The sequence below is a fragment of the Streptomyces sp. M-16 genome (assembly GCF_052114405.1).
Taxonomy (GTDB): Bacteria; Actinomycetota; Actinomycetes; order Streptomycetales; family Streptomycetaceae; genus Streptomyces.
Genome location: NZ_JBFRER010000038.1, coordinates 16,747 through 39,705, shown reverse-complemented (window position 1 = coordinate 39,705; position 22,959 = coordinate 16,747). Strand labels below are relative to the sequence as shown.

Annotated in this window: 22 protein-coding genes and 1 pseudogene; 12 read left to right on the top strand and 11 right to left on the bottom strand. The window is 71.1% G+C overall.

The genetic code is table 11. The features are described 5' to 3' along the window. Positions 1-20 precede the first annotated feature (20 nt). On the top strand, positions 21-2,564 hold the full coding sequence (locus tag AB4039_RS19445) for an ATP-binding protein (protein WP_442271330.1): 2,544 nt from the start codon (positions 21-23) through the stop codon (positions 2,562-2,564). Positions 2,565-2,622: 58 nt separating this feature from the next. Here the strand turns inward: AB4039_RS19445 and AB4039_RS19440 are convergent, their stop codons facing one another. From AB4039_RS19440 to AB4039_RS19430, 3 genes are all read right to left on the bottom strand, one after another. After that, positions 2,623-4,035, bottom strand: a complete 1,413-nt coding sequence (locus tag AB4039_RS19440; protein ID WP_442271329.1) for an APC family permease — start codon at positions 4,033-4,035, stop codon at positions 2,623-2,625. Positions 4,036-4,282: 247 nt separating this feature from the next. Continuing rightward, the gene (locus tag AB4039_RS19435; protein WP_266846791.1) at positions 4,283-4,825 is read right to left on the bottom strand and encodes a hypothetical protein; all 543 of its coding nucleotides are present in this window, start codon (positions 4,823-4,825) and stop codon (positions 4,283-4,285) included. A 664-nt stretch (positions 4,826-5,489) separates the two neighbouring features. Beyond that, complete coding sequence (locus tag AB4039_RS19430) at positions 5,490-5,933, bottom strand: MarR family winged helix-turn-helix transcriptional regulator (RefSeq protein WP_266846792.1); 444 nt, start codon at positions 5,931-5,933, stop codon at positions 5,490-5,492. 61 nt (positions 5,934-5,994) lie between these two features. Here AB4039_RS19430 and AB4039_RS19425 point away from each other — a divergent pair, with 61 nt between their 5' ends. Beyond that, positions 5,995-6,792 carry an alpha/beta fold hydrolase gene (locus tag AB4039_RS19425; protein WP_442271328.1) on the top strand — a complete coding sequence of 266 codons (798 nt, stop codon included), beginning with the start codon at positions 5,995-5,997 and terminating at the stop codon, positions 6,790-6,792. A 232-nt stretch (positions 6,793-7,024) separates the two neighbouring features. On the opposite strand, the gene AB4039_RS19420 is transcribed toward AB4039_RS19425, so the two are convergent. Next, complete coding sequence (locus AB4039_RS19420) at positions 7,025-7,957, bottom strand: LysR family transcriptional regulator (protein ID WP_266846795.1); 933 nt, start codon at positions 7,955-7,957, stop codon at positions 7,025-7,027. Positions 7,958-8,128: 171 nt separating this feature from the next. Beyond that, positions 8,129-8,857 carry a TetR/AcrR family transcriptional regulator gene (locus AB4039_RS19415; protein WP_442271327.1) on the bottom strand — a complete coding sequence of 243 codons (729 nt, stop codon included), beginning with the start codon at positions 8,855-8,857 and terminating at the stop codon, positions 8,129-8,131. A gap of 111 nt (positions 8,858-8,968) precedes the next feature. On the opposite strand from AB4039_RS19415, the gene AB4039_RS19410 reads away from it, so the two are divergent. Continuing rightward, positions 8,969-10,102, top strand: a complete 1,134-nt coding sequence (locus tag AB4039_RS19410) for an FAD-dependent oxidoreductase (protein WP_442271326.1) — start codon at positions 8,969-8,971, stop codon at positions 10,100-10,102. An 8-nt stretch (positions 10,103-10,110) separates the two neighbouring features. On the opposite strand, the pseudogene AB4039_RS19405 reads toward AB4039_RS19410, so the two are convergent. Further along, a pseudogene (locus AB4039_RS19405) lies at positions 10,111-10,212 on the bottom strand (LysR family transcriptional regulator); the annotation flags it as partial. Between the two features lie 204 nt (positions 10,213-10,416). Here AB4039_RS19405 and AB4039_RS19400 point away from each other — a divergent pair. Together AB4039_RS19400 and AB4039_RS19395 are read left to right on the top strand one after the other, a co-directional pair. Then, complete coding sequence (locus AB4039_RS19400; RefSeq protein ID WP_442271325.1) at positions 10,417-11,235, top strand: inositol monophosphatase family protein; 819 nt, start codon at positions 10,417-10,419, stop codon at positions 11,233-11,235. A gap of 106 nt (positions 11,236-11,341) precedes the next feature. After that, the gene (locus tag AB4039_RS19395) at positions 11,342-11,986 is read left to right on the top strand and encodes an NAD(P)-binding domain-containing protein (protein WP_266846801.1); all 645 of its coding nucleotides are present in this window, start codon (positions 11,342-11,344) and stop codon (positions 11,984-11,986) included. A gap of 102 nt (positions 11,987-12,088) precedes the next feature. Here AB4039_RS19395 and AB4039_RS19390 read toward each other — a convergent pair whose 3' ends face one another. Continuing rightward, entirely contained in the window at positions 12,089-12,703 is a 615-nt protein-coding gene (locus AB4039_RS19390; protein ID WP_266846803.1) for a TetR/AcrR family transcriptional regulator, read from the bottom strand. A gap of 165 nt (positions 12,704-12,868) precedes the next feature. On the opposite strand from AB4039_RS19390, the gene AB4039_RS19385 reads away from it, so the two are divergent. Beyond that, positions 12,869-13,828, top strand: coding sequence for an alpha/beta fold hydrolase (locus AB4039_RS19385; protein WP_266846805.1), 960 nt, complete (start codon positions 12,869-12,871; stop codon positions 13,826-13,828). A 385-nt stretch (positions 13,829-14,213) separates the two neighbouring features. Here AB4039_RS19385 and AB4039_RS19380 read toward each other — a convergent pair whose 3' ends face one another. Then, positions 14,214-15,365: an FAD-dependent oxidoreductase gene (locus AB4039_RS19380; protein ID WP_442271324.1), complete on the bottom strand. Its 1,152-nt coding sequence runs from the start codon at positions 15,363-15,365 to the stop codon at positions 14,214-14,216. Between the two features lie 150 nt (positions 15,366-15,515). Between AB4039_RS19380 and AB4039_RS19375 the strand changes: the two genes are divergently transcribed. Then, positions 15,516-16,121: a TetR/AcrR family transcriptional regulator gene (locus tag AB4039_RS19375; RefSeq protein ID WP_266846808.1), complete on the top strand. Its 606-nt coding sequence runs from the start codon at positions 15,516-15,518 to the stop codon at positions 16,119-16,121. A gap of 337 nt (positions 16,122-16,458) precedes the next feature. On the opposite strand, the gene AB4039_RS19370 is transcribed toward AB4039_RS19375, so the two are convergent. Beyond that, entirely contained in the window at positions 16,459-16,749 is a 291-nt protein-coding gene (locus tag AB4039_RS19370; RefSeq protein WP_442271323.1) for a hypothetical protein, read from the bottom strand. A 120-nt stretch (positions 16,750-16,869) separates the two neighbouring features. Between AB4039_RS19370 and AB4039_RS19365 the strand changes: the two genes are divergently transcribed. The 5 genes from AB4039_RS19365 (at position 16,870) to AB4039_RS19345 (ending at position 21,174) form a co-directional block, all read left to right on the top strand. Further along, a complete protein-coding gene (locus AB4039_RS19365; RefSeq protein WP_266846812.1) occupies positions 16,870-17,343 on the top strand; it encodes a MarR family winged helix-turn-helix transcriptional regulator in 474 nt (157 codons plus the stop codon). Positions 17,344-17,552: 209 nt separating this feature from the next. Beyond that, positions 17,553-18,128: a TetR/AcrR family transcriptional regulator gene (locus tag AB4039_RS19360; RefSeq protein WP_266846814.1), complete on the top strand. Its 576-nt coding sequence runs from the start codon at positions 17,553-17,555 to the stop codon at positions 18,126-18,128. A gap of 405 nt (positions 18,129-18,533) precedes the next feature. Further along, positions 18,534-19,448, top strand: coding sequence for an MBL fold metallo-hydrolase (locus tag AB4039_RS19355; RefSeq protein ID WP_266846816.1), 915 nt, complete (start codon positions 18,534-18,536; stop codon positions 19,446-19,448). A 138-nt stretch (positions 19,449-19,586) separates the two neighbouring features. Then, a complete protein-coding gene (locus tag AB4039_RS19350) occupies positions 19,587-19,796 on the top strand; it encodes a hypothetical protein (protein WP_266846818.1) in 210 nt (69 codons plus the stop codon). After that, the gene (locus tag AB4039_RS19345; protein WP_442271322.1) at positions 19,783-21,174 is read left to right on the top strand and encodes an amidase; all 1,392 of its coding nucleotides are present in this window, start codon (positions 19,783-19,785) and stop codon (positions 21,172-21,174) included. The genes AB4039_RS19350 and AB4039_RS19345 overlap by 14 nt, the downstream gene beginning before the upstream one ends. A gap of 196 nt (positions 21,175-21,370) precedes the next feature. On the opposite strand, the gene AB4039_RS19340 is transcribed toward AB4039_RS19345, so the two are convergent. Together AB4039_RS19340 and AB4039_RS19335 are read right to left on the bottom strand one after the other, a co-directional pair. Then, the gene (locus AB4039_RS19340) at positions 21,371-21,952 is read right to left on the bottom strand and encodes a TetR/AcrR family transcriptional regulator (protein ID WP_442271321.1); all 582 of its coding nucleotides are present in this window, start codon (positions 21,950-21,952) and stop codon (positions 21,371-21,373) included. Positions 21,953-22,018: 66 nt separating this feature from the next. After that, entirely contained in the window at positions 22,019-22,909 is an 891-nt protein-coding gene (locus AB4039_RS19335) for an SDR family NAD(P)-dependent oxidoreductase (RefSeq protein ID WP_442271320.1), read from the bottom strand. Positions 22,910-22,959: the final 50 nt, after the last annotated feature.

Below are 22,959 nucleotides of genomic sequence, written 5' to 3'. Positions count from 1 at the left end.
ACGGGAACAGACTCACCATCATGGGACGCGGAAAGCTCCGTATCTACCTCGGCGCGGCGCCGGGGGTCGGCAAGACCCATTCGATGCTCTCCGAAGCGCACCGCCGGATCGAGCGGGGCACCGACTGCGTCGTCGGCTTCGTCGAACACCACAACCGGCCGCGCACCGAGGTGATGCTGCACGGTCTGGAGGTGGTCTCGCGGCGGGACCTCGACTACCGGGGCACGACCTTCGCCGAGATGGACGTGGACGCGATCCTCGGCCGGCGGCCGGCGGTCGTCCTGGTGGACGAGCTCGCGCACACCAACGTCCCCGGCTCCCGCAACACCAAGCGGTGGCAGGACGTGGAGGAACTGCTGCGTGCCGGGATCCACGTGGTCTCCACGGTCAACATCCAGCACCTGGAGTCCCTGGGCGACGTCGTCGAGACCATAACCGGCGTGCGCCAGCGCGAGACGGTCCCCGACGAGGTGGTGCGGCGGGCCGACCAGATCGAGCTGGTTGACATGTCCCCGCAGGCGCTGCGCCGCCGGATGGCCCACGGCAACGTCTACCAGGCGGACAAGGTCGACGCGGCCCTGTCCAACTACTTCCGGCCCGGCAACCTCACCGCCCTGCGGGAGCTGGCCCTGCTGTGGACGGCCGACCGGGTCGACGAGTACCTGCGGGAATACCGCGGCGAACACAACATCCGCACCACCTGGCAAGCCCGCGAACGCATCGTCGTCGGCCTCACCGGCGGACCGGAGGGCCGTACCCTCATCCGCCGCGCGGCCCGCCTGGCGGAGAAGGGCGCCGGCGGGGAGGTGCTCGCCGTCTACATCGCCGCCAGCGACGGCCTGTCCTCCGCCTCGCCGAAGGAACTCGCCGTCCAGCGCACGCTGGTCGAAGACCTCGGGGGCACCTTCCACCACGTCATCGGTGACAACGTCTCCGACGCCCTGCTGGAGTTCGCCCGGGGCGTGAACGCGACCCAGATCGTCCTCGGCGTGAGCCGCAGGCGCTCCTGGCAGTACCTCTTCGGGCCCGGGGTGAGCGCGGTCGTCGCCCGCGAGTCCGGGCCGGACCTGGACGTGCACATCGTCACCCACGACGCGGCGGCCAAGGGCCGTGGCCTGCCGATCGCCCGCAGGGCGCGGCTCGGGAGGTCCCGGATCATCCGGGCCTGGGTGACGGGAATCGCCGGACCGGCCCTGCTCACCCTGCTGCTCAGCCAGGTCGTCCCCGGGCTCGGGCTGGCGAACGACATGCTGCTGTTCCTGACCTGCACGGTCGCGGCCGCCCTGCTGGGCGGGCTGATGCCGGCGCTCGCGTCGGCGGCCTTCGGATCGCTCCTGCTGAACTACTTCTTCACGCCACCGCTCTACCGGCTGACCATCGCCGACCCGAAGAACATCGTGGCCATCGCGATCTTCGTGGGCGTGGCGGTCTCGGTGGCGTCCGTGGTCGACCTCGCGGCGCGCCGTACCCACCAGGCGGCCCGGCTACGGGCCGAGTCCGAGATCCTCTCCTTCCTCGCCGGCAGCGTCCTGCGCGGTGAGGACTCCCTCGACGCCCTCCTGGAACGGCTCCGCGAGACCTTCTCCATGGATTCCGTGGCCCTGCTGGAGCGCGCGAGCGAGGTCGACGCGTGGTCCACGGCCGCGTCCGTGGGCAGCCATCCGGTCGCCCGCCCGGAGAACGCCGACGTCGACATGCCGATCGGCGAGAACATGACACTGGCCCTGGCCGGCCGGGTGCTGCCCGCCGAGGACCGGCGCGTACTCGGCGCCTTCGCCGCCCAGGCCGCCGTCGTACTGGACCGGCAGCGCCTGCTCGACGAGGCCGAGGAGGCCCGCGGGCTCGCCGAGGGAAACCGCATCCGCACCGCTCTGCTCGCCGCCGTCAGCCACGACCTGCGCACTCCGCTGGCCGCTATCAAGGCGTCCGTCACCTCCCTGCGCTCCGAGGACGTGGAGTGGTCGGAGGAGGACAGGGCGGGCCTGCTGGAGGGCATCGAGGAGGGCGCCGACCGGCTCGCCGCGCTGATCGGCAACCTGCTCGACATGTCCCGCCTCAACACCGGCACCGTCGTCCCGCTGATCCGCGAGACCGACCTCGACGAGGTCGTCCCGATGGCCCTGGGCGGCGTGCCGGAGGACAGCGTCGAGCTCGACATCCCCGAAACGCTTCCCATGGTCCCCGTCGACCGGGGCCTGCTGGAGCGCGCCGTCGCCAACATCGTCGAGAACGCCGTCAAGTACAGCCCCCGGGGCCGGCCGGTCCTGGTCACCGCCAGCGCCCTGCACGACCGGGTCGAACTCCGCGTGGTGGACCGGGGCACGGGCGTCCCGGACGAGGCCAAGGACCGCATCTTCGAACCCTTCCAGCGCCACGGCGACGCCCCGCGCGGCGCCGGCGTGGGCCTGGGCCTCGCCGTGGCCCGCGGCTTCACCGAGGCCATCGGCGGCACGCTGACCGCCGAGGACACCCCCGGCGGTGGCCTGACCATGGTCCTCACGCTGCCCAGGGCGGGAGACGGCCCCCCGGTGACGGCGGAGCTCCCGAGCTCCGCCGTCAGTTGACGCGCCCGGGGCGGGGCGGGCGCGGGCGGGGTGTCCGGGCCGGGCTCGGTCGGCTCCGTCACCGCCATGGCGGCACCTCCGTCGGCGGCGTCATGTGCCGGCGTTGCGCGCGGTGGACGGGCACGCCGCACAGCAGGGCCGCCGCGGCCAGCAGGAAGGGGGCCCAGTAGCCCCACGAGGTGCGGCTGGTGTCGCGCGAGTACCAGATGAAGAGGAGCGAGAACGCCAGAGAGAGCACCGCGATCACCATGTCGCGGGCGAACCGGGCGCGCTGCGCGTGCCGCCGGTCCGCCAGCCGCCACTTGATCTGCGCTCCGGCGGAGAGCGCGTACGGGATGGCGGCCGTGATGCCCGTCATCAGCACCAGCGTGGTGAACACCGAGGTGCCGCCGGACCCGGAGTAGTTCACGATCACCGCGACGGACGCCAGCACGGTCGAGGCGACCACCCCGAACGCCGGCACGCCCTTGGCGGACAGCTGCTTGAACCGCGCGGGCAGCAGCCCGTCGTGCGCCGCCGCGAGCGGCATCTCCGCGCAGATCATCGTCCAGCCGTTCAGCGCGCCGAGCCCGGAGATGATCACGGCGACGGCCATCGCGTTCCCGGCCCAGGTCCCGCCGAAGATCACGTTCGCGGCGTCCGAGAACGGCGCGGTGGAGTCCTTCAGCCGCGCGGCCGGCAGGATCCCGAACACCGCGACCAGGGAGAGCATGTACACCGCGGCCGTCGCCAGCGTCCCGATCACGGTGGAGCGCGGGATGTTGCGATCCGGATCGCGAACCTTGCCCGCGGCCACCGCAACGGTCTCCACCCCGAGGTAGCTGAACAGGCCGATCGCCATGCCGCCGCCGATGGCCGCGACGGTGCCCTCGCCGCTGATGTTCGCCGGGCTGTAGTTCGCCCCGTCCACGAAGAACAGCCCGACGGTAGCCATGAAGGCCAGCGCCGCGAACTTCAGCACCGTGGTGACCACCTGCACCAGGCCCATCTGCCGCACCCCGACGAGGTTCACCAACGCGGACAGCCAGAGCGCGGCCAGCACCAACAGGACCGAGAAGAACCGGTTGTGCCCCTGGTTCAGGAACACCTCGACGTACAGCACCCATCCGACCGCGATCGCCGCGTTGCCCGCCCACGCGGTGATCCAGTACGACCACGCGCTGAAGAACCCGAGCGTGTTGCCGTACGCGGTGCGCGCGTACGCGTAGGGGCCGCCGTCCGCGGGAAGCCGCCGAGACAGCGCGGCGAACAGAAGCGCGAGCGCCAGCGCACCGATGGTCGTCAGCCCCATCGAGACCAGACCGATCGGCCCGTAAGTGGCCAGCGCGGTGGGAAGGTTGAACACTCCGACACCGATGATCGTGCCGATGATCAGCGCGGTGGCGACCCTCAGCCCGAAACTGCGCTGAGCCGGCCCGGCGGGCTGCCGCGGCGATCCAGTGCCGTCGTCCGACGCGTTCGGAGCCGCCATGGCTCCCTCCCGTCGCTCCGAGAACGCCGGGCCGCCTCGACACGGGCGATCCAGGCCGTGCGCCGAGCCTCGACGCGCGACGCGTGCCACGCAACAGCACGAGGACGGAGCGTGCCCCGCCCGGGTGAACCCGTACGACATCCGGGTGAGCCGCCCGAACCTACGCCCCCCCACGACGCCGGCAGCGCGACCGGGGGCCAGCCGGTCGGACCGCTCCCGACGGGGAGCGAGATGCGAAATATCGAGGTCAAGCCTCCGCGGACCCTTCGGGGCTGTCCTTGCTTTCGGCTATCACCTTGCCGCCGACAAAAGCCACGCCCAGGGCGGCTACCGCACCCACGCCGACCACAACCTTCTTGAGCATCCCATCCAGGAACCGTTTGTTCTCGCTGTCCTTCTCGAACTCCATCCTTCCGGTTTCCTGGATTCGTTCGATGATGTATTTCCTCTCCTCCCAACCCAGGTCACCCCTATCGAGTTCACGCTTGAGGATGTCCCTTATTTCTTGGCAGGCCCGATGGAAATACTTCTGGCTCTTCTTGTTGGCCGAGAGCGTGGACTCGTGCGCCTTCTCCATCACGCCCACGATACCCATGGCGAAATCCTTGAACACGGGGAACTGTTCAACGATTTTCAGAGCCACTTCAGTGTCCATGTCAGGCATCATGGCCGCGAACCTGATCATCTTCTCCTTGGAAAGGTTCCTCCAGGAGTCGATTCCCAGCGCCTGCTTGACATCATCTTCGTTCTTGTATCGCATACTGTGGTTCCGTCTGCCGTCCTGTGTCATTTTCCCAAATCCTTACGTCGACCTCCGAAGGCCGGCGGCCCGGCCCGGCGGCGCAATTCCATCTGGATCCCCCAGGCGTCCGCCCGCTCGGATTCGGCCCTGGCGGCCYGCCACCCCCCGCAATCTCCCGCGTATCCCCCAACCAGACGAGGATGAGTCCTTCGACGCAACGGCACAGGAGTTGACCGCAGGGTGCCAGGCTCGGCCGCTTCACCCGCCCCTCGGCGTGGGAGGCGAAGGATCCAACCCCCTGGGCCACTTCATCGCATGGCGCAGAGCGTAACCCCGTCGGTCCGGTTCGAGTCCTGCCACGGCACAGATTCGGGGCCGGGCAGACGTGCAACACGGCGGCCGCCGCTGGGCGCACGACGGTCGTCCAGTGGCCCAGGGCCGGAGGATGGTGCCGCTCTCAGCGGTCTTCGTCGGCGACCGCCGGGCCCGGCGCACCTTCAGGTTGACGGGTCGGCGGTCAGGGCACTGGTCCGCGGTACCCGTCCTTGACCCCGCGAGCGGTCACGCCCGCATCCGCCCTGCTCACGGGACGACGAACCTGGACCTTCGCCCGCCTATGCCAAATGGTCGGTGTCGTGGCGGGCGGCGCGCACGCGATTGCCGCACCGGTCCGAGCACGGACGCAGTCCGCTTGCCGGTTGCCGCCGCCCTCTCAGACGGCGGTCGGCGCTCCCGCCCCGGGTTCCTCCTCGCCGTTGAGGCGCTGGAGCAGGGCGAGGAGGGTCGCGCGGTCCGGCTCGGCGAGGGCCGCGAAGTTCGCGGCGAGGACCTGGTCGGCGGCCTCGCCCCCGGCGGCCAGGAGGTGCTCGCCGGCGGGCGTCAGGTGGTGGTCGATGCGCCTCCCCCGACCCGGGCTCCGTTCGACCACGCCCTGCTTCGTCAGGCGGCCCACGAGGGTGCCGAACGCCTGCTCGCTCTGGAAGGTGGCGGCGGCGAGTTCGCGCGCGGACGCGCCCGGGGACCGGCTGATCGCCCGCAGCGCATCCCACTGCGCAAGGGTGGTGCCGACAGCGGCGAGAGCAGTGTCCAGCGCCCGGTGGTTGCGGTACTGGGCCTGTTTCACCGCCCTGCCGAGCAGTTGGAGGTCTGTGTGCATGGGGCGAGCATAGTCTCAAACTAAGCTGGTTTATATAAACATCCTTAGTTAGAGTGGGCACATGACCTCTTCAGCGCATGGATCGCCCTACGGGGAAACGTCGTTCACGCCGCCCTTCGCCCTGTCGGAAGCGGGCACCGGGCGGCCCGTGCTCGTCCTGCACGGTGGCGGAGGACGGCCGACCGTCGCCGGCCTCGCCGGCCACCTCGCCCGGGCCGCCCACACCCTCGCGCCCGTCCACCCGGGCTGGGACGGTACGCCGCGCGCCGCGTGGTGCACCGGCATGAGCGACCTCGCCCGCGCCTACCTGGAACTGCTCCGCGACCGCGGGCTGCGCGACGTACTCGTCGTCGGTTCCTCGCTCGGCGGGTGGGTCGCCGCCGAGATGGCTGCACAGGACACCGCCGGCACCCTGTCCAGCCTCGTCCTGATCGACGCCGTCGGCGTCGACGTCGCTTCCGAGCCGATCACGGACGTGTTCGCCCTCGACGCCCGCGGCCTCGCCGAACACTCCTGGCACGAGCCCGAGCGCTACTACGTCCCACCCACCGCGGTCCCGCCCGAGGAACTCGCCCGCCGACAGGGCAACATGGAGACCATGCGCCTGCTGGCGGGAGACCCCTACATGCACGACCCCGGGCTGCTCGGCAGGCTCGGACGGGTGCAGTTGCCAACCCTCCTGCTATGGGGTGAGAGCGACCGCGTCGTCACACCGGCCTACGGTGCGGCGTACGCGGCAGCCTTCGGCCGGGGCCGGCTGGAGACCGTCCCCCGAGCGGGCCACCTGCCGCACATCGAACAGCCGGACACGGTCTTCGCCCTGATCGACGCCCACCTGCGTCGCACCGGCACGCGCTGAGCTTGACTCACCGTCCGGCCGTTCTGCCTCCGCTGGGGCACATCAGCAGGAAACCGCAGGTAGGAGCCGCGAATCCGCCGAGACCAGCTCCCGCGTCCCGGACACATGGCCCCCGCCGCCTTGCTTCGGGCCCCTGGGCGTACCGCCTCGGCGTTCACGGCGGCCGACAGCACCGCCACGTCGGCGATCGACGGGAACAGCAACTCCTCCAGCCAGAACCCGAGAACGGGAGTCAGTCGGTCCCGGCCTGTTGGGAGTCTGGCAGTGGTGCGAACAGTGCCCGGACGGTTTCGGTGGCCAGGTCCAGCAGCCAGGTGTGGGCGCGGTCGTCGTCGTGGCGCTGGTGCCACAGCAGGTACAGCGGGATGGCGGGCATCTGGAGTGGCAGGGGCATTGTGATCAGACCGAGTTGGTCCCGGGCCGCGCGGGTGACCGCGTCGGGAAGGGTGACCACCAGGTCGGTGTCGAGGGCTAGTTGCAGCGCGATGGCGGCAGTGGGCGCGGCGGCGACGACGCGGCGTTCGTGGCCGCGTGTGGTCAGGGCTTCGTCTATCGGGTCGCGCAGGCGTCCGCGACGCGAGACGGTGACGTGGTCGGCGGCCGTGTAGCGCTCGACGCTCAGCGGGCCTTCGGCGAGCGGGTGACCGGGGCGGACGGCGACGACGATCCGGTCTTTGCCCACGAGGCGGTGGCGGATGTCGGCGAGGGTCGGCAGCGTGGAGCTGGATTCGATATCGACCTCGCCCCGGCGTAGGTCGGGGGTGTCCGTGCCGGGTTCGGCGGGCAGACGCAGCTGCACGCCGGGGGCCCGGCGGTGGATGGCGGCGATCAGGGCCGGACCGCAGGCGACGGTCAGGGCGTCGTGCCAGCGCAGGGTGAACACCCGCTCCAGAGTCGCGAGGTTGAGGCCATGCTGCGCGGAGAGAAGCTGATGGGCCTCCTGCACGACGGCGTGGACCTGGGCGCGGATGGCCAGTGCGCGGGTGGTGGGGACCATGGTGCGACCGGTGCGGACCAGGATCTGGTCACCGGTGACCTTGCGGATGCGGCCCAGGGAGCGGCTCATAGCCGGTGGGGTGACATGGAGACGGGCCGCGGCGCCGGCGACGCTGCCCTCTTCCAGCAGCGCGTCAAGCGCCGTGAGCAGGTTCAAATCCAGTTGCATGAGACAGGTTCCTCACTACACGACCATGATCAACATCGAGGGCTCGACGTCCCACCGCCAAGGCCGAGCCCTCCCTCCGTGCGCGGCACCGCGCCGGGGGTTCGGCGCGCGAAGGCCGGCGTCGGGGTGTGCAGTTCCCCCGACGGCCCCCCGGTTGATCCTGCCGGACCGTCAGGGCCGGACGGGGAGGTTGGCTTCCCATCCGTCGAGAAGTCGTTCGAGTCCCAGTTCGAACCCGCGCTCGGCACTGTCGGCCGCGTGAGGGAGCTCGGCATCACGAATGACCCGGGCGAGGAGTGGGTGACGCCCGGCCTTGACGACTTCGTCGAGGTAGGGCGCGTGGGCGTCCATCCATTCCTGGTTGCCGACTCCGGAGCGCCGGACGGCTTCCTGTTGGGCGAGCTCGCCGATGGCATAGCCGCGGACGAACGCCTGCAGCGTGTCGACGATGGTGATCATGACGCCGATGTCGAAGCCGAGGGGATCGAGGGCGGCGAGTGCGCATTCGGTGACATCGAGGGAGTTCGGCCCGAGCGAGGGGCGCCCTGCCGCGAGGGAGGTCATCCAGGGATGCCGGTGGATGGTGGCCCGGGAACGGTGGGCCAGGCTTCGCAGGTCGCCGCGCCAGTCGCCGGTGGGGGCAAGCGGGCCGCCGCCTTCGGCCGCCACGGCGTCGAGCATGAGGTCGAGCAGGTCGTCTTTGGACGCCAGGTAGCGGTAGAGCGAGGCCGTGCCCGTTCCCAGTTCCTTGGCGACGCGGCGCATGGACAGTGCCTCGATGCCCTCGGCGTCGGCGATCGCGATGGCGGTGCTGGTGATCTCCGCCCGGGTGCGTGACGGGGCGGGGCCCTTCGCGGCCCGCTCCGGCCGGTTCCAGATCACCGTGTGAGCGTCGTCCATCGATTTCCCTCCTCACTACTGCACCCACTGTTCGCAGTAGTGCTGACGTGGCGCCATTACTGCGAACACTGTATCTCAGTAGAACGGTGTCCAAGTGAAAGGGAAACCACCATGACCACTCCCGTCACGATCGTCGGCGCCGGGCTCGGCGGCCTGACCCTCGCACGGGTCCTGCACCTGCACGGGATCCCCGCGACCATCTACGAAGCCGAGCCATCGGCGGACGCCCGCACGCAGGGCGGTCAGCTCGACATCCACGAGTACAACGGGCAGCTCGCCCTCGAAGCGGCCGGCCTCACCGACGAGTTCCGCGCGATCATCCACGAGGGCGGCGAGGCCCTGCGCGTGCTCGACCAGCACGGCGCGGTACTGCTCGACCAGCCCGACGACGGCACGGGCGGTCGCCCTGAGGTGCTCCGCGCAGACCTGCGTCGGATCCTGCTCGACTCGCTGCCCGACGAGATGATCCAGTGGGGACACAAGGTCACCGGTGTCCGCCCCCTCGGAGGCGGAAGGCACGAGCTGACCTTCGCCGACGGGCCGACCGTGACGACCGGCCTCCTCGTCGGCGCGGACGGCGCCTGGTCGAGGATCCGGCCGCTGCTCTCCGACGCGAAGCCCGAGTACGTCGGCACGTCGTTCGTCGAGACCTACCTGTACGACGCCGACCAACGCCACCCCGCAGCGGCCGAGGCCGCCGGCGACGGTTCCCTGTTCGCCGTCGCAGCCGGCAAGGGGATCCTTGGCCATCGAGAGGCCGGCGCCGTCCTTCACACCTACGTCGCGCTCGCCAAACCGCAGGAATGGATCGCCGCCATCCTCGCGAGTCCCGAAACGGCGGCGGCCCAGGTCGCGGCGGAATTCTCCGGCTGGGCGCCTGAACTCACCGCACTCATCACTGACGGGGAAACCGCCCTCGCCCCGCGCCCGATCAGCGCCCTGCCGATCGGCCACTGCTGGGACCGCGTTCCCGGAGTGACGCTGCTGGGCGACGCCGCCCACCTCATGTCACCGTTCGCCGGGGAGGGCGCCAACCTCGCCATGTTCGACGGCGCTGAACTGGGCAAAGCCATCGCCGCCCATTCCGACGACATCGAAGCCGCCCTTGCGGAGTACGAGCAGGCTCTTTTTCCCCGCAGTGCCCAGTTCGCCGCCGAATCCGACAAGAATCACCGGCTCATCTTCGGCGACGACGCCCCCGCCGGCCTGCTCGACCTGCTCGTCGGCCAGGAGCCGGCCGAGTGAGCGAGATCGCTGATCAGGAGAGGGGAGCCGGGCGCGAACTCCAGCGCGGCTGGTTCGGCGGGCGCGGTCGCCACCACGCGGCGGGTGAGGCCGAGTGGCGCGAGCCCCTCCCACTCCCGGCGCCTGCCCTCCCCCGGCAACGCGCCGGGCGCGGCACGCACTCAATTGCATGCGAGTAATCCTAGGCGTGCTTGACATGCAGTTGAAGTTAATTACCCCGCTGCCTACCGTTGAGGCGAAGGCGCAGGACGGACCGCACAGCTCGGCCCGGCCCGACCCGACCTCACCATCCCCCTCTCACACGGGAGTCCGCCATGTCCGAAACGCTTCAGACCACTGACGCCGCCGCCTCCGACGCCGACCTGCTCGACCAGACCTCGGTCGCCGTGCGCGCGGCAGGGTCGGCGCTGCGCGAGCGCTTCGGCGAGGTGGTCCGCTACCAGAACCGCGAAGAGCTGATGAACGCGCTCGCCGCCAACGACGACACGGCCCTCGACATCCTGCGCCCCCGTCTCACCCGCCTGCGTCCCGACGCCGGATGGGTGGAGGACGAGCTGGACGGCGGGGCGTTGCCGCCCGGCGAATGGTGGGTCGTGGATCCGGCCGAGGGCAACGTCAACCACCTGCACGCCCTGCCGGATTGGGCGGTGACCGCCACCCTCGTGCGCGAGAACCAGCCGGTGCTCACCGTGGTCCACCTGCCGTTGACCGGCGAGACCTACACCGCGCTCACCGGAGCGGGCGCCTATGTCGACGGCCGGCCGCTGCACGTCTCCCGGACCGCGGACCTCGGCCTGAGCCTCGTGGCCACCAGCCAGGCCCGGCCCGACGAGGACAAGAACGTCGTGCGGCGCGTCGGCTCCTCGATCACCGCGATGCTCTTCGACGCGCTCGTCGTCCGTACGTCCGTGCCCGCGACCCTGCACCTGCTGAACGTGGCCGCCGGCCGGATCGACGCCTTCTGGCAGTTCGCCGGTGCCCGCGCGGACCTGTTGCCCGGGGCGCTCCTCGTCACCGAGGCCGGCGGCCGGATCTCCGACGCCGAAGGCCGCCCCTGGACCCCGCAAAGCGAGAGCTTCCTGGCCGCCGCGCCCGGCGTCCACGCCCAGGCCGTCGCCACCCTCTCACGCTGACCGACAGGAGCGCGGCATCCGCACCGCCGCCCTCAAAGTCCTGTCGCCGATCGCCTGACCGGACACCTCCGCGCTACCCACCTCACACCGCAAGGAGCATCACCTCATGACCAGCATCGGCATCCTGGGCGCCGGCCGCGTCGGCGCCAACCTCGCCCGCAAGCTCTCCGCGGCCGGACACCACGTCACCCTCGGTGTCCGGAACCCGGACGAGACCGCAGCACCTGCCGAAGGCATCGACCCCGGCATCTCCTTCGCCGACCAGCGCACCACCGCCCGCACCGCGGACATCGTGATCAACGCGACGCCCGGCGACAGCGCCCTGGACCGCCTCACCGATCTGCGCGCCGAACTCGCCGGAAAGATACTGGTCGACGTCTCCAACGCGACCCGCGACGCCGACGACGGCTTGCCCGGGCCCCTGTGCTACCCCGGCAGCAGCCTCGCCGAGCAACTCCAGGCGGCCCTGCCCGACACCCATGTGGTCAAGACCCTCAACACCATGCTGTTCATGGTCATGACCGCCCCCGAAACCCTGGCCACCCCGCCGACCGTCTACGTGTCGGGTAACGACGAACACGCGAAGAAGACAGTCACCGGCGTGCTCGGCGACCTGGGCTGGCAGCCCGCATGGATCGAGGACCTCGGCGACATCACCACGGCCCGCGCCACTGAGGCCATGATCCTCGTGGTTCCCCACATCCTGCGCCGACACGGCTTCCAGCCCTTCGCCGTATCCCTCGCCCGCTGACCGCGCCAGGGTCGGCACCACGGAGCGGGAGCCGGCCCCGCATGAGGAAGCTGCCCGCAACGGCCCCTCGTAGCCCCACCCCGATCCCGCGGTTCCGGACCGTCATCGGGTGTCGTCAACGCCGGGTGACCGTGGTTGCCGCAGTCCCTGGAGGAGCAGTCCGATCAGTCGGCGGGGTTCGTAACGGGGGTCGTCGTCCCGTCCGACGCAGAGGTTGCCGATGCCCCGCATGAGTTCGTAGGGCTGGAGGCCGGACCTGATATCGCCGGATTCGACCGCGGCGTCGAGCAGTCGGGCGCAGACGGGCAGCAGGCGGTCGAGGAAGTGGGTGTGCAGCGCGGCGAAGCGGTCGCTGTCGGACTGGAGGGCATCGGCGAGTCCGTGCTTGGTGACGAGGAACTCGACGAAGAGGTCGACCCACTGGCGGAGCGCGTCGAACGGGGAGTCGGCGGCGGCCAGCAGCCTCGGGCCGGCCTCGGCGCATGCCTCGATCTGGTGGCGGTAGACGGCGGTGACGAGGTCCGCCCGGGTCGGGTAGTGGCGGTAGATCGTAGCCATCCCGACGCCCGCCCGGACCGCGATCCGGCGGATGGGCGCGTCGACGCCAGAGGTGGCGAACACCTCGGCGGCGGCGGTGAGCACCGCCCGCTGGTTGCGCACGGCGTCGGCCCGCTTGCCCCGGGACCGCTCCCCTCCGGGCTGATCTGCGGTGGGCACCACGCCCTCTCCTTCCGATGGCCGTTGACGAAACGGATCAGCGCTCCATATATTAAATGGAGCAACGCTCCGGTTAAGGATGGCCGAGGCCCGGCGCTCCGCACCGCCTCGCCCCCCCCGGCTGAAGAGGGCGGCGGCAGAGGCCGTCGAAAGGACATCCCCGCCATGAGTGAACCTGCACACACAGCCGGCATCCCCGGCTCGCCGACGCCCGTGTTCTCAGTCGGTCCGGTGGTACTGCCGGCTCCCGGCCGCGCCATGGACCTGCACCTGCGGGTCTCGGCCCCGACGGCGGGGCGCGAGTTGCCCGTCATCCTGCTCTCGCACGGTCTCGGCTTCTCGAACAACCTCTCCTCGCTCAACGGCTACGCCCCCCTCGCGAACTCCTGGGCGGCACACGGATTCGTCGTGATCCAGCCGACCCACCTGGATTCCAGGACCTTGAGCCTGGATCCCGACAGCCCGGGAGCGCCTTCGCACTGGCGCTCGCGGGCCGAGGACATGACACGCATCCTCGACGGGCTCGACGCGATCGAGGCCGCCGTCCCTCAGTTGAGCGGGCGCCTGGACCGGAGCCGGATCGCGGTGGCCGGGCATTCAATGGGCGGACACACCGCAAGCCTGCTCCTGGGCGCGCGACTCACCGATCCGCTCGACGGAACGGAAGTGAACCTGACCGAGCCCCGGATCAAGGCGGGCGTACTGCTCGCCGCGCCCGGCCGGGGCGGCGACGCCCTGACCGAGTTCGTGGTCGAGAACTGCCCCTTCTTCCTGACCACGGACTTCTCCAAGATGGCCGCGCCCGCGCTGGTGGTCGCCGGTGACCACGACGCTTCCGCGCACCTGACGGTGCGAGGGCCGGAGTGGCACACCGACCCCTACACCCTCTCCCCCAGCCCCAAATCCCTCCTCACCCTGTTCGACGCGGAGCACGGGCTCGGCGGAATATCCGGATACGACGTCGCCGAGACCACGGACGAGAACCCCGGGCGCGTCGCCGCCGTCGCCCGGCTCACCTGGGCCTACCTGCGCAGCCAGCTCTACCCCGGAGACTCCGCCTGGCAGGCGGCGCGGCACTCGCTGGCGGCCGGGCCCGATCCACTCGGACGGATCGAGTCCAAGTAGGCCCAGCACACCCCGTCCCCATGCCGGTCAGGGGCTCGCAGGCCTGGCCACCAGCATGACGCCGGCGGCCCGCCAAGAGGCCCCGGCCTACGAGCTGCCCGACCCGGGGCCGCGGGCCATCTGCCGGTAGACCGACCACGGGGCGGGCGGCGCACAGGCGGCCGGCGCTTAACGCCGACAACCGGCCACCTCACAGCGCCATCCGCGGAGGCATTACGAAGCGGACCGCCAGTCCGTAAATACGCCCGACCATCCGCGCGGCCCAGGAAGCCGGATGATCGCTGGGCGGCAGGCTCGGCCTCGGCCGCCCTCGCCCGGGGCTGGGCCCCCTTCTTCGACGCCTTCCAGGCAGCCGTCCAGCGGATCGCCAACGGGGCCGGGACGTTCAGTGGTTCTGGGTCATGTGGGCGAGGGTCTGAGCGGCGCTGTCAGGTGCGAAGGCGCCGGCGATTCCCTCGGCGGCGCCTTCGGCCGCCTCGATGGAGCGGGGCAGCAGGAGGTGTTCGTACGCACGGACGGCTTCCTCGATGCTGCTGCTGCCGACGAGGGCGCGGGCGAGGTCGGCGCCGTCGAGCATGGCGAGGTTGGCGCCCATGCCGGAGAACGGTGACATGAGGTGGGCGGCGTCGCCCAGGAGGGTGAGGCCGGGTGTGTGCTGCCAGGTGTGGGGGACGGGCAGGGCGTACAGGGGCCGGTTGGTGTAGCCGGTGTCGGTGGCGGTGATGAACCGGAGCAGCTCGGGGCTCCAGCCGGTGAACTCCTTGAGGAGCGCTTCGCGGACGGCGCCGACATCGGCCAGGTCAATTCCGGCGTTCCGGTGCCAGTTCTCGTCGGTGCGCATGCCGATGTAGACGCGTACGTGCCGGCGGCTGTTGCGCTGGGCGACGAACCCCCGGTTGTCGTCGAGGGCCATCATCGTTCCGTCACCGGTGAGTGCGGCGAGGGCGGGGTGGCGGATGTCCGCCTGGTCGAGGCCGGCTTCGACGAAGGTGACGCCGGTGTAGACGGGCGTCGCGTCGGAGAGCAGCCGGCGGACCTTCGACCAGGCTCCGTCCGCGCCGACGACGAGGTCCGCCTCGGCGGTGGAGCCGTCGGCGAAATGCAGGCGGTGGACGCCTTCGGCGAGGGGTTCGACGTGGGTGAGCTTGTGGCTCCAGCGCACGGTGTCGGGCTCAAGTGAGTTCAGCAGGAGGGCGCGCAGCTGGCCCCGGTCGATTTCCGGGTTGCCGTCTTCGGTGGCGGTCTCGGGCGGGACGGCATCGAACAGGACGCGTCCGTCGCGGCCGACCAGGCGCATCTGCCGGCCTTCGGGGCGGGCCAAGGCCAGGAACTCGTCCAGCAGTCCGGCTTCCCGCAGGGCGTTCTGGCCGGAGTCGGGGTGCATGTCGAGGGTGCCGCCCTGGTCGCGTGCCGCGCCGGAGGCGTCCAGGTCGTAGACGGTGGCGGAGATGCCGCGCCGCTGCAGGATCCGCGCGCAGATCAGCCCGCCGGGGCCGGCTCCGATGATCGCGATACGGGGTGCGGTGGAGGTGTCCATGGCGATGCTCCGTTCAGGGGGGCTCAACAGGAAGAAGGGCCGCATCCAGGCAGCGCCGTGCGGCCGGCCGATCCAGAAGAACACCCCCGCTCCAAAAGTGCAACAAGGCAACTTTTGTAGTTGTGCAACCGAACGGGGTAGGGTTGAGGCATGAGCGAGACGACCGCGCAGGACGCACCGATGGGGCGTCGCGAACGCAAGAAGGCCGCCACCCGCCAGGCCCTGGCCGATGCCGCCCTGCGCCTCTTCCTCGAACGCGGCTACGACCAGGTCGGCATCCGGGAGATCGCCGATGCGGCGGACGTGTCCACCACCACCCTGTTCAAGCACTTCCCCGTGAAGGAAGCGCTCGTCTTCGACGAAGACGGCGGCCAGGAAGCCCGGCTCCTGGCCGCCGTGCACGAGAGACCCCGGGGCCAGTCCGTCCTCGCGGCCCTGCGCGAGCACGCCCTCAGCCACCGGGTCGGCGCCAGGGGCGGCGACCCCGCCTTCGCGGACTTCACCGCACTCGTGGAGAACACCCCCGCCCTGCGCGACTACGCCCAACACATGTGGCTGCGCCACGAAACCGCGCTCGCCCACGCCATCGCCGAGACGACCGGACACCCTGCCGACGATCCGCACTGCGCGGCACTGGCGCACTTCGTCCTGGAGGCACCCCGCACCGCCCGCGGGCGCGCCGACGGCTACGAGACGGTCAACCGCGCCTTCGACATCCTCGAACGCGGTTGGGACGACATCAGCCCAGGAGCCTGAACCCGCACGCCCGTAACCGGATTCGCACTCCCGCTCGCGCTTCGACAGCACCGGACACTCATGGGTCCGAACGAATCCAGCGCGGCCAGCTGGTGCCTCGCCCCCGAAGGCGGGGTCGTGCCGTAGCAGCAGTGGCGTGCCACCAGCGAGGATGCCGGATATGGGCACGAACCAGGCCCTGCATCCCCCCTCCGGCCCACGCACTCAGCTCCCGAGGCGTTCGCCTGCCCGCTTGGCGGCGGTCCGGCCGCCGAGGTCGCGCCGCGCCGGCCCGTCGCCGGCAACCTGCCGGCCGGCGGTACCGCGCGGCCCGGCCGGTGGCGTTGCCGTAGGGCGATTACGCGGCCTCGGCAAGGATCGACCCAACTGCCGGGGAGCGAGGCCGGAAGACGTCGAGGAGGCCGATGGTGCGCAGGGCGGGAGCGAGTTCCCGCATCTGCGCGACGAGGGCTGCGTACTCGGGGGTGCCCTCGGTGAGGTCGTCCAGCCGTAGGGCGTTGGCGACGAACGCGGCCACCGACCCCTTGCGGACGGTCAGCCCGTTGATCGCGGTCGAGTCGACACCCTCGGGCAGGACATCTTCCGGGCGCACGGCGGGCTGGTGCTGGTGCGAAGACGAATGCGACATGACTGTCCTTTGCGTGTTTGCACGGTGGCGTGCCTGAGCATTTGCGTGCTTGATGTACGTGCTTTATGCACGCATATGACGGTAGCAGGACTCCGTGCTTTTTGCACGTACCATCGAGGGGTGAGCGAAACGACACGTGACAGCACGTCCGCCGCCCGCGTGGCCGCAGCCATCGGGGCGCTGACCCTGCGCGCCACCCGTGCCGGGCTCTACGGCCGGTTGACCTCAGGAGTGGAGGGCGTGGACGCCACGACCTACCCAGTGCTGTCCGGGCTCGCCCGCATGGGGCCCGTCACCGCCACCAAGCTCGCCGAGGCGATCGGGATGGACCGCACCGTCACCACCCGCTACGCGACCAGGTTGCAGGAGGCCGGGCTGGTCGCCCGCCGTCCCGACCCTGCTGACGCCCGTGCGACCAGGCTGGTCCTCACCGTTGAGGGCGAGAGGGCGGTCACGGCGTTGCGCGGGGCAATGGAATCCTTCGTGGCGGAGGAGATGGCGACGTGGCCGGCGGGTGAGGCCACTGCCTTCGCCATGCGCCTGGAACGTCTGACGCAGTCGCTCGCTCAGGGCGAGGCGGACCGTTCGCCCTGATGCGGGTTCCGCCGGCGATGTCGGAGGTGCTCGCCCGGCAGGGCATGGGCGTGGCGCCCAGTAAGCGGAAGGTCGCCAACGTCAGCGTGGACCGGTACGAGCAGTTCGTGGAGCCGGCACCGCGCGGCGGCCGGTGGGATCAGCTCTCGCGGCGGTCCGACCAAGGCGGCGTCCCGTCAGACGCAACTTCTTCGCGTTAGGCTGTACCCATGAGTGCCCGTGCGACCCCACGCCCCGGCGGGCGCAGCGCCCGCGTCCAGCAGTCCGTGCACCAGGCTGTCCGCGATCTGGAGGCGGAGGTGGGGCGGGATGCGCTGACCGTGCCCCTGGTCGCGGCCCGTGCGGGGGTCACACCGTCCACCGTCTACCGGCGCTGGGGGGACCTGCGGGAGCTGCTGTCCGACGTGGCCGTCGAGCGGCTGCGCCCGGACGCCCCACCGGCCGATCGAGGCAGCCTGCGGGCGGACCTGGAGGCGTGGGCCGTACAGTTCGCCGAGGAGATGTCCTCGACGGCCGGGCACACGTACATCCGTGACGCCCTGCTCGGCGACCCCGAGCAGGGCAACGCGGCCCGCTGCTCCGACTACGCCGCCGAGCAGCTGAAGGTCATCGGCGTGCGCGCGGCCGGGCGCGGAGAGGCCGTGCCGGACGTGGAGACGCTGCTGGACGTCATCGTCGCCCCGCTGATGTATCGGATCCTGTTCCGCCCCTCGGACCTGTCCGAGGCGTACGCCGGCCGCCTGGTGGCGGCGCTCGGTCGCACCGCATCCCCTCCCGGCGCGTAAAAGCTAAATATTTGCGTTTGAGTGCGGCGCGGGCCTAGGCTGCTTCATGCAAAGCATTCGCCTTAAGGCTCGGAGGTGCTTCCATGTCCAGCGTCACGGGCCTGCCGTCCCACCGCCGCCTGCCCCTACTGCGCCACCGCAGTGCTTCCGCCTCCACGCCTCGACCCTGGTCGGTCTGCTGGTCGCCTCCAGCGCACCGAGGCCCTTGTGCGCGCTCTACCAGGACGCCCGGCACTTCTCGGCCTTGACGCTCCGTCGTTTCAGCGCCCATGCGCTCGCCCGGCTTGATCCACGCCGCGCACCGGCCGCGCAGGGCCTGACCAGGGCCTGCCTTCCACAGCACCACTCGCATCACCCCCACCCGCACCACCCGCGCTGCCCGGCACCACCGAAAGGGACCCACCGATGAGCACCGCCACCCCTCGTCAGGCCCGATGGAGCCTCGGCGACATCGCCGTACGCCGCGTCGACGAGATCGAACTGCCGCAGCAGACCGGGCCCTGGTTGCTGCCGGACGCCACCAAGGAGGTGCTGGACGAGGCGTCGTGGCTGCGGCCCGACTTCGCCGACGCCGACGTCCCGCGCCTGGCGAGCCACAGTTTCGCGGTGGAGGCGGGCGGGCTGCGGATCGTCGTGGACACCGGTATCGGCAACGGCAAGAGCCGCGCCAACCCGGCCTGGAACGGTCTCGACACTGATTTCCTGGAGCGGCTGACGGCGGCCGGCTTCGCGCCCGAGTCCGTGGACCTGGTGATCACCACGCACCTGCACACCGACCACGTCGGCTGGAACACCCGCCCCGTCGGCGAGGACTGGATCCCCACCTTCCCCAACGCCCGCTACCTCACCAGCCGCACCGAATGGGACCACTGGGCCGCCACCGACCTGGACGAGGCCCGCCGTCAGATGTTCCGCGACTCCGTCACCCCCGTCCGCGACGCCGGACAGTACGACCTCGTGGACGTGCCCGAGCAGGGGCACGAGGTGGCGCCGGGCGTCCTCCTGGTCCCTGCCCCGGGCCACACCCCGGGGCAGGTCGCCGTGGAACTGCGCGGCAGCGACCGCCGGGCGCTGATCACCGGCGACAGCATCCACCACCCCGTGCAGCTGTCCCACCCCCACGTGAACAGCTGCGTCGACATCGACCCCGCCCAGGCGGTCCGCACACGCCGCCGACTGCTCGACGCCCTGGCGGACACCGACGCACTGCTCCTGGGCACCCACTTCCCGCAGCCCACGGCCGGCACCGTCCGCCGGGAGAACGGCCGCTACCGGCTGCTCGCCGAGCACGGCAACGAGTTCTCGACCACTGCGGCCTGACCACGCGACCGGCCCCGCTCAGCCGCCCCGCACGGGCCGCCGAGCAGCCGTGGCGCGTGCAGTACACAAAGCGAATTCTTGGCCTTTAGGGCCTCGGCGACTCCGCCGCTCCAGCCTCGACCGAGAGGGAGAACGTCCATGTCCGCCGTCGAACTCACACCTCCGGAGGCCGCCCGCTGGGCCGCCCGCGCCGGACTGGTGCTGCCGGCCGAGCGTCACTCCGCGGTCGCCGCGGTCGCCAACCACATCCACAGCGTCGTCGCGGTCCTGCGCGAGCTGGACTTCGGGGACGTCCCGCCCGCCACCGCCTATCGCGCCGGAGAGGAGAAGCACGATGCAGCCGTATGAGCTGTCCCTCGCCACCGCCGCGGACGCGATACGTGCCCGGCGACTGTCCCCCGTCGAACTGGTCGACTCCGTCCTCGACCGCATCGAGAGGGTGGAGCCGCACCTCGGCGCCTACGTCACGGTCGCCGCGGAGCAGGCGCGCCGGGCGGCGCGCGAAGCCGAACACGAAGCTGCGCACGGCCGTTACCGGGGAGCGCTGCACGGCATCCCGATGGGGCTCAAGGACCTGATCGATGTCAGCGGGATGGCCACCACGGCCAGCTCGCGGGTCCGCGCCGGCCATCGCGCGGCAGCGGACGGCACGGTTGCCGCGCGTCTGGGCGCAGCCGGCGCGATCTTGATGGGCAAGACGCACACCCACGAATTCGCGTTCGGCCTGACCACCCCGCAGACCCGCAACGCCTGGGACCACGGCCGGGTCGCCGGTGGCTCCAGCGGTGGCTCCGCGGTCGCCGTCGCGTCGGGCACCGCGACCTTCGCCCTGGGTACCGACACCGGCGGGTCGATCCGGGTGCCCGCCGCGCTCAACGGGGTCGTCGGCCTCAAGCCGACCTACGGTCTCGTCCCCCGTCACGGCGTCACCTCCCTGTCCTGGTCCCTGGACCACGTCGGTCCGGTCACCCGCACCGTCGAGGACGCGGCCCTGGTCCTGACCGCGCTGGCCGGACACGATCCGCGCGACCTCGCCTCGCTGTCCGTGCCCGCCGCGGACTACCGGCCCGGTACCGGCACGGACCTGACGGGGCTGCGCATCGGCCTGCCGCGCACCTACTACTTCGACAACGTCCACCCGCAGGTGGAGACGGCCGTCCGGCACGCCATCGGGCAGCTGGAAGCCCTGGGCGCACAGCTCGTAGAGGTCGACATCCCGATGACCCGCTACATCCAGGCCACCCAGTGGGGCCTGATGGTGCCGGAGGCCGGTGCCTACCACGAAGGCAGCCTGCGCACGGTCCCCGAGCTGTACCAGGAGGACGTGCGCATCCTTCTGGAGGCGAGCGAGTTGATGAGCGCCGGTGACTACGTACGCGCTCAGCGCTCCCGCACGCTCATGCGCGCCGAGTGGGCCCGCATGCTGGAGGAGGTCGACGTGATCGCCGCCCCGAGCGTCCCGATGCCGGCGGTCGGGGCCGACGAGGAGACGGTCACCTGGCCCGACGGCACGGTTGAGGGCGTCTCCGACGCGTACGTGCGCCTTTGCGCCCCCGCGAACATCACCGGAGTGCCCGCCCTGACCGTTCCGGTCGGCCACGACTCGGCGGGCCTGCCGATCGGCATGCAGCTGCTCGGCCGGCCCCTCGGCGAACCCACACTCCTGCGGGTCGGCCACTCCTACGAGCAGACGCAGCCCGCCCGGGCACTCGCCACAGCGACCTGAAAGAGCGTTCACCCGACCTGTGGGGCGTCTACCACCCCGCCAAGGGCCTGCTGCGCTTCGAGTACACGACCGTCCAGGCCAACGACGATCCGGCTTTGAGACTCTCCGTCTACACACCCGTGTGACCCGCGGGCATCGGGCAGCCGTCACGTGAACGCCGGATCCCGAATGCCCTACGCGGAACGCGGGACGCGTCTCACGCCTTCGGCGGTACGGCGCGCAGGCCCCCGAGCAGGGTGGCCAGGTAGCGGCGAGCGGTGTCGGCCCGGTCGGCGTCAGGGCCGCCGTGGACGTGCACGGCGTACGCGATGCCGCACATGAGCGGGACCAGGTCCGCCGAGGTCACGTCAGGGCGGACGGCCCCGGCCTCGCGGGCCCGGCCCAGGAGCGCATGGCCGGCCGACCACAGCGACTGCTTGAGCTCCGTGGTGCGCGGCAGGGCGTCCGCGGGTGCGGCGGTGACCGGGGCCAGGGAAGCGTCGGTGACCTGCGCTTCGACGGTGCGGGTCAGAAACACTTCCAGCGCGCGCCAGGGGTCGGTGTCGGCCAGTGCCCGCTCGCCGTGGGCGGCCAGGGCTTCCAGGCAAGGGGTGGCGACGGTCTCCAGCAGCGCCTCGGGCGTTGCGAAGTGGCGGTAGACGGTGCCGACTCCGAGTCCGGCGCGGCGGGCGACGTCGTTGAGCTGCAACGGTGTGCCCTCGTCGACGAGGGCACGGGCGACGGCGACGATCCGGTCCCAGTTGCGGGCCGCGTCCTTGCGCAGTGGTGTCGTCGTCATGGGGACATGCTAATGGGATGGCCCATCCGGATGATCCCGCCGCCCGTTCCGTCACCGCTTGGCGGGTCAGGCGGCCGCCAGCGGCGCGTACCGTTCGCTGAGCCGGCGTACGGCCCTGGCGACGCCGGGGTCGGCCGCGGCCCGCGGCGGCGGCACCGGGCTCGTCTTGGGGCCGATGACGATGCCCGTCCGGCCGGTGAGGGCGTCGTCGGTGGCGGCGACGATCGAGGGCCTGGCCGCCAGGGACGCCGGGCCGGAAGTCGAGCGTGCGAACGTGCGGCGCACCAGCGGCCACAGCAGCCGCAGGGCGGGAGAGACGATCTTCGGGTCGCCCATGGTGCCGTTGGTCATGTCGGTCGCGGCGCCTCCGGGGTCGGCGGCGAACACCGATACGCCGGTGCCGTCCAGCCGCGCGGCCAGGTCGAGCGTGTAGGCGAGGTTGGCGAGCTTGGCGCGGCCGTACCAGTGGAAGCCGTAATAGCCGCCGGGCGGCTCGACGGCGTCGAACACTCGCTTCGCCACCCCGACCGCACCTGAGGTCACGTTCACGATCCTGCTCGGGGCGCCCGCCGTCAGCGTGGGCAGCAGCAGCTCGGTCAGCAGGTACGGCGAGAGGTGATTGACGACGAACGAGGCCTCGACACCGCCCAGGTCCCGACGATCCGCGAACATCGCCCCGACGTTGTTGACCAGCACGGTCAGTGGTTCGCCCGAGGTGGCGTGATCGGCGGCGATCCGCTCGGCGAGACCGCGCACTTCGTCGAGCGAGGAGAGGTCCGCGGACAGGAACCGGGCAGGGTGCTCCGGGTTCGTCGCGTTGATGCGGTCGACCGCCCGGGCACCCCGGTCGGCATTGCGTCCGATCACGGTGACCGAGAACCCGACGGCAGCCAGCCCCAGCGCCGTCTCCAAGCCGATACCGGCCGTCCCGGCCGTGACCACAGCAGCCCTCTTCATGGCACATCCACCCCCAACAGGTATCCGGATAGTTCATCCGCTTGAAATGA

Coding starts and splice junctions, on each gene's coding strand:
- AB4039_RS19445 (WP_442271330.1), top strand. CDS start 21: ATGGGACGCGGAAAGCTCCGTATCTACCTCGGCGCGGCGCCGGGGGTC.
- AB4039_RS19440 (WP_442271329.1), bottom strand. CDS start 4,035: ATGGCGGCTCCGAACGCGTCGGACGACGGCACTGGATCGCCGCGGCAG.
- AB4039_RS19435 (WP_266846791.1), bottom strand. CDS start 4,825: ATGACACAGGACGGCAGACGGAACCACAGTATGCGATACAAGAACGAA.
- AB4039_RS19430 (WP_266846792.1), bottom strand. CDS start 5,933: ATGCACACAGACCTCCAACTGCTCGGCAGGGCGGTGAAACAGGCCCAG.
- AB4039_RS19425 (WP_442271328.1), top strand. CDS start 5,995: ATGACCTCTTCAGCGCATGGATCGCCCTACGGGGAAACGTCGTTCACG.
- AB4039_RS19420 (WP_266846795.1), bottom strand. CDS start 7,957: ATGCAACTGGATTTGAACCTGCTCACGGCGCTTGACGCGCTGCTGGAA.
- AB4039_RS19415 (WP_442271327.1), bottom strand. CDS start 8,857: ATGGACGACGCTCACACGGTGATCTGGAACCGGCCGGAGCGGGCCGCG.
- AB4039_RS19410 (WP_442271326.1), top strand. CDS start 8,969: ATGACCACTCCCGTCACGATCGTCGGCGCCGGGCTCGGCGGCCTGACC.
- AB4039_RS19400 (WP_442271325.1), top strand. CDS start 10,417: ATGTCCGAAACGCTTCAGACCACTGACGCCGCCGCCTCCGACGCCGAC.
- AB4039_RS19395 (WP_266846801.1), top strand. CDS start 11,342: ATGACCAGCATCGGCATCCTGGGCGCCGGCCGCGTCGGCGCCAACCTC.
- AB4039_RS19385 (WP_266846805.1), top strand. CDS start 12,869: ATGAGTGAACCTGCACACACAGCCGGCATCCCCGGCTCGCCGACGCCC.
- AB4039_RS19380 (WP_442271324.1), bottom strand. CDS start 15,365: ATGGACACCTCCACCGCACCCCGTATCGCGATCATCGGAGCCGGCCCC.
- AB4039_RS19375 (WP_266846808.1), top strand. CDS start 15,516: ATGAGCGAGACGACCGCGCAGGACGCACCGATGGGGCGTCGCGAACGC.
- AB4039_RS19370 (WP_442271323.1), bottom strand. CDS start 16,749: ATGTCGCATTCGTCTTCGCACCAGCACCAGCCCGCCGTGCGCCCGGAA.
- AB4039_RS19360 (WP_266846814.1), top strand. CDS start 17,553: ATGAGTGCCCGTGCGACCCCACGCCCCGGCGGGCGCAGCGCCCGCGTC.
- AB4039_RS19355 (WP_266846816.1), top strand. CDS start 18,534: ATGAGCACCGCCACCCCTCGTCAGGCCCGATGGAGCCTCGGCGACATC.
- AB4039_RS19350 (WP_266846818.1), top strand. CDS start 19,587: ATGTCCGCCGTCGAACTCACACCTCCGGAGGCCGCCCGCTGGGCCGCC.
- AB4039_RS19345 (WP_442271322.1), top strand. CDS start 19,783: ATGCAGCCGTATGAGCTGTCCCTCGCCACCGCCGCGGACGCGATACGT.
- AB4039_RS19340 (WP_442271321.1), bottom strand. CDS start 21,952: ATGACGACGACACCACTGCGCAAGGACGCGGCCCGCAACTGGGACCGG.
- AB4039_RS19335 (WP_442271320.1), bottom strand. CDS start 22,909: ATGAAGAGGGCTGCTGTGGTCACGGCCGGGACGGCCGGTATCGGCTTG.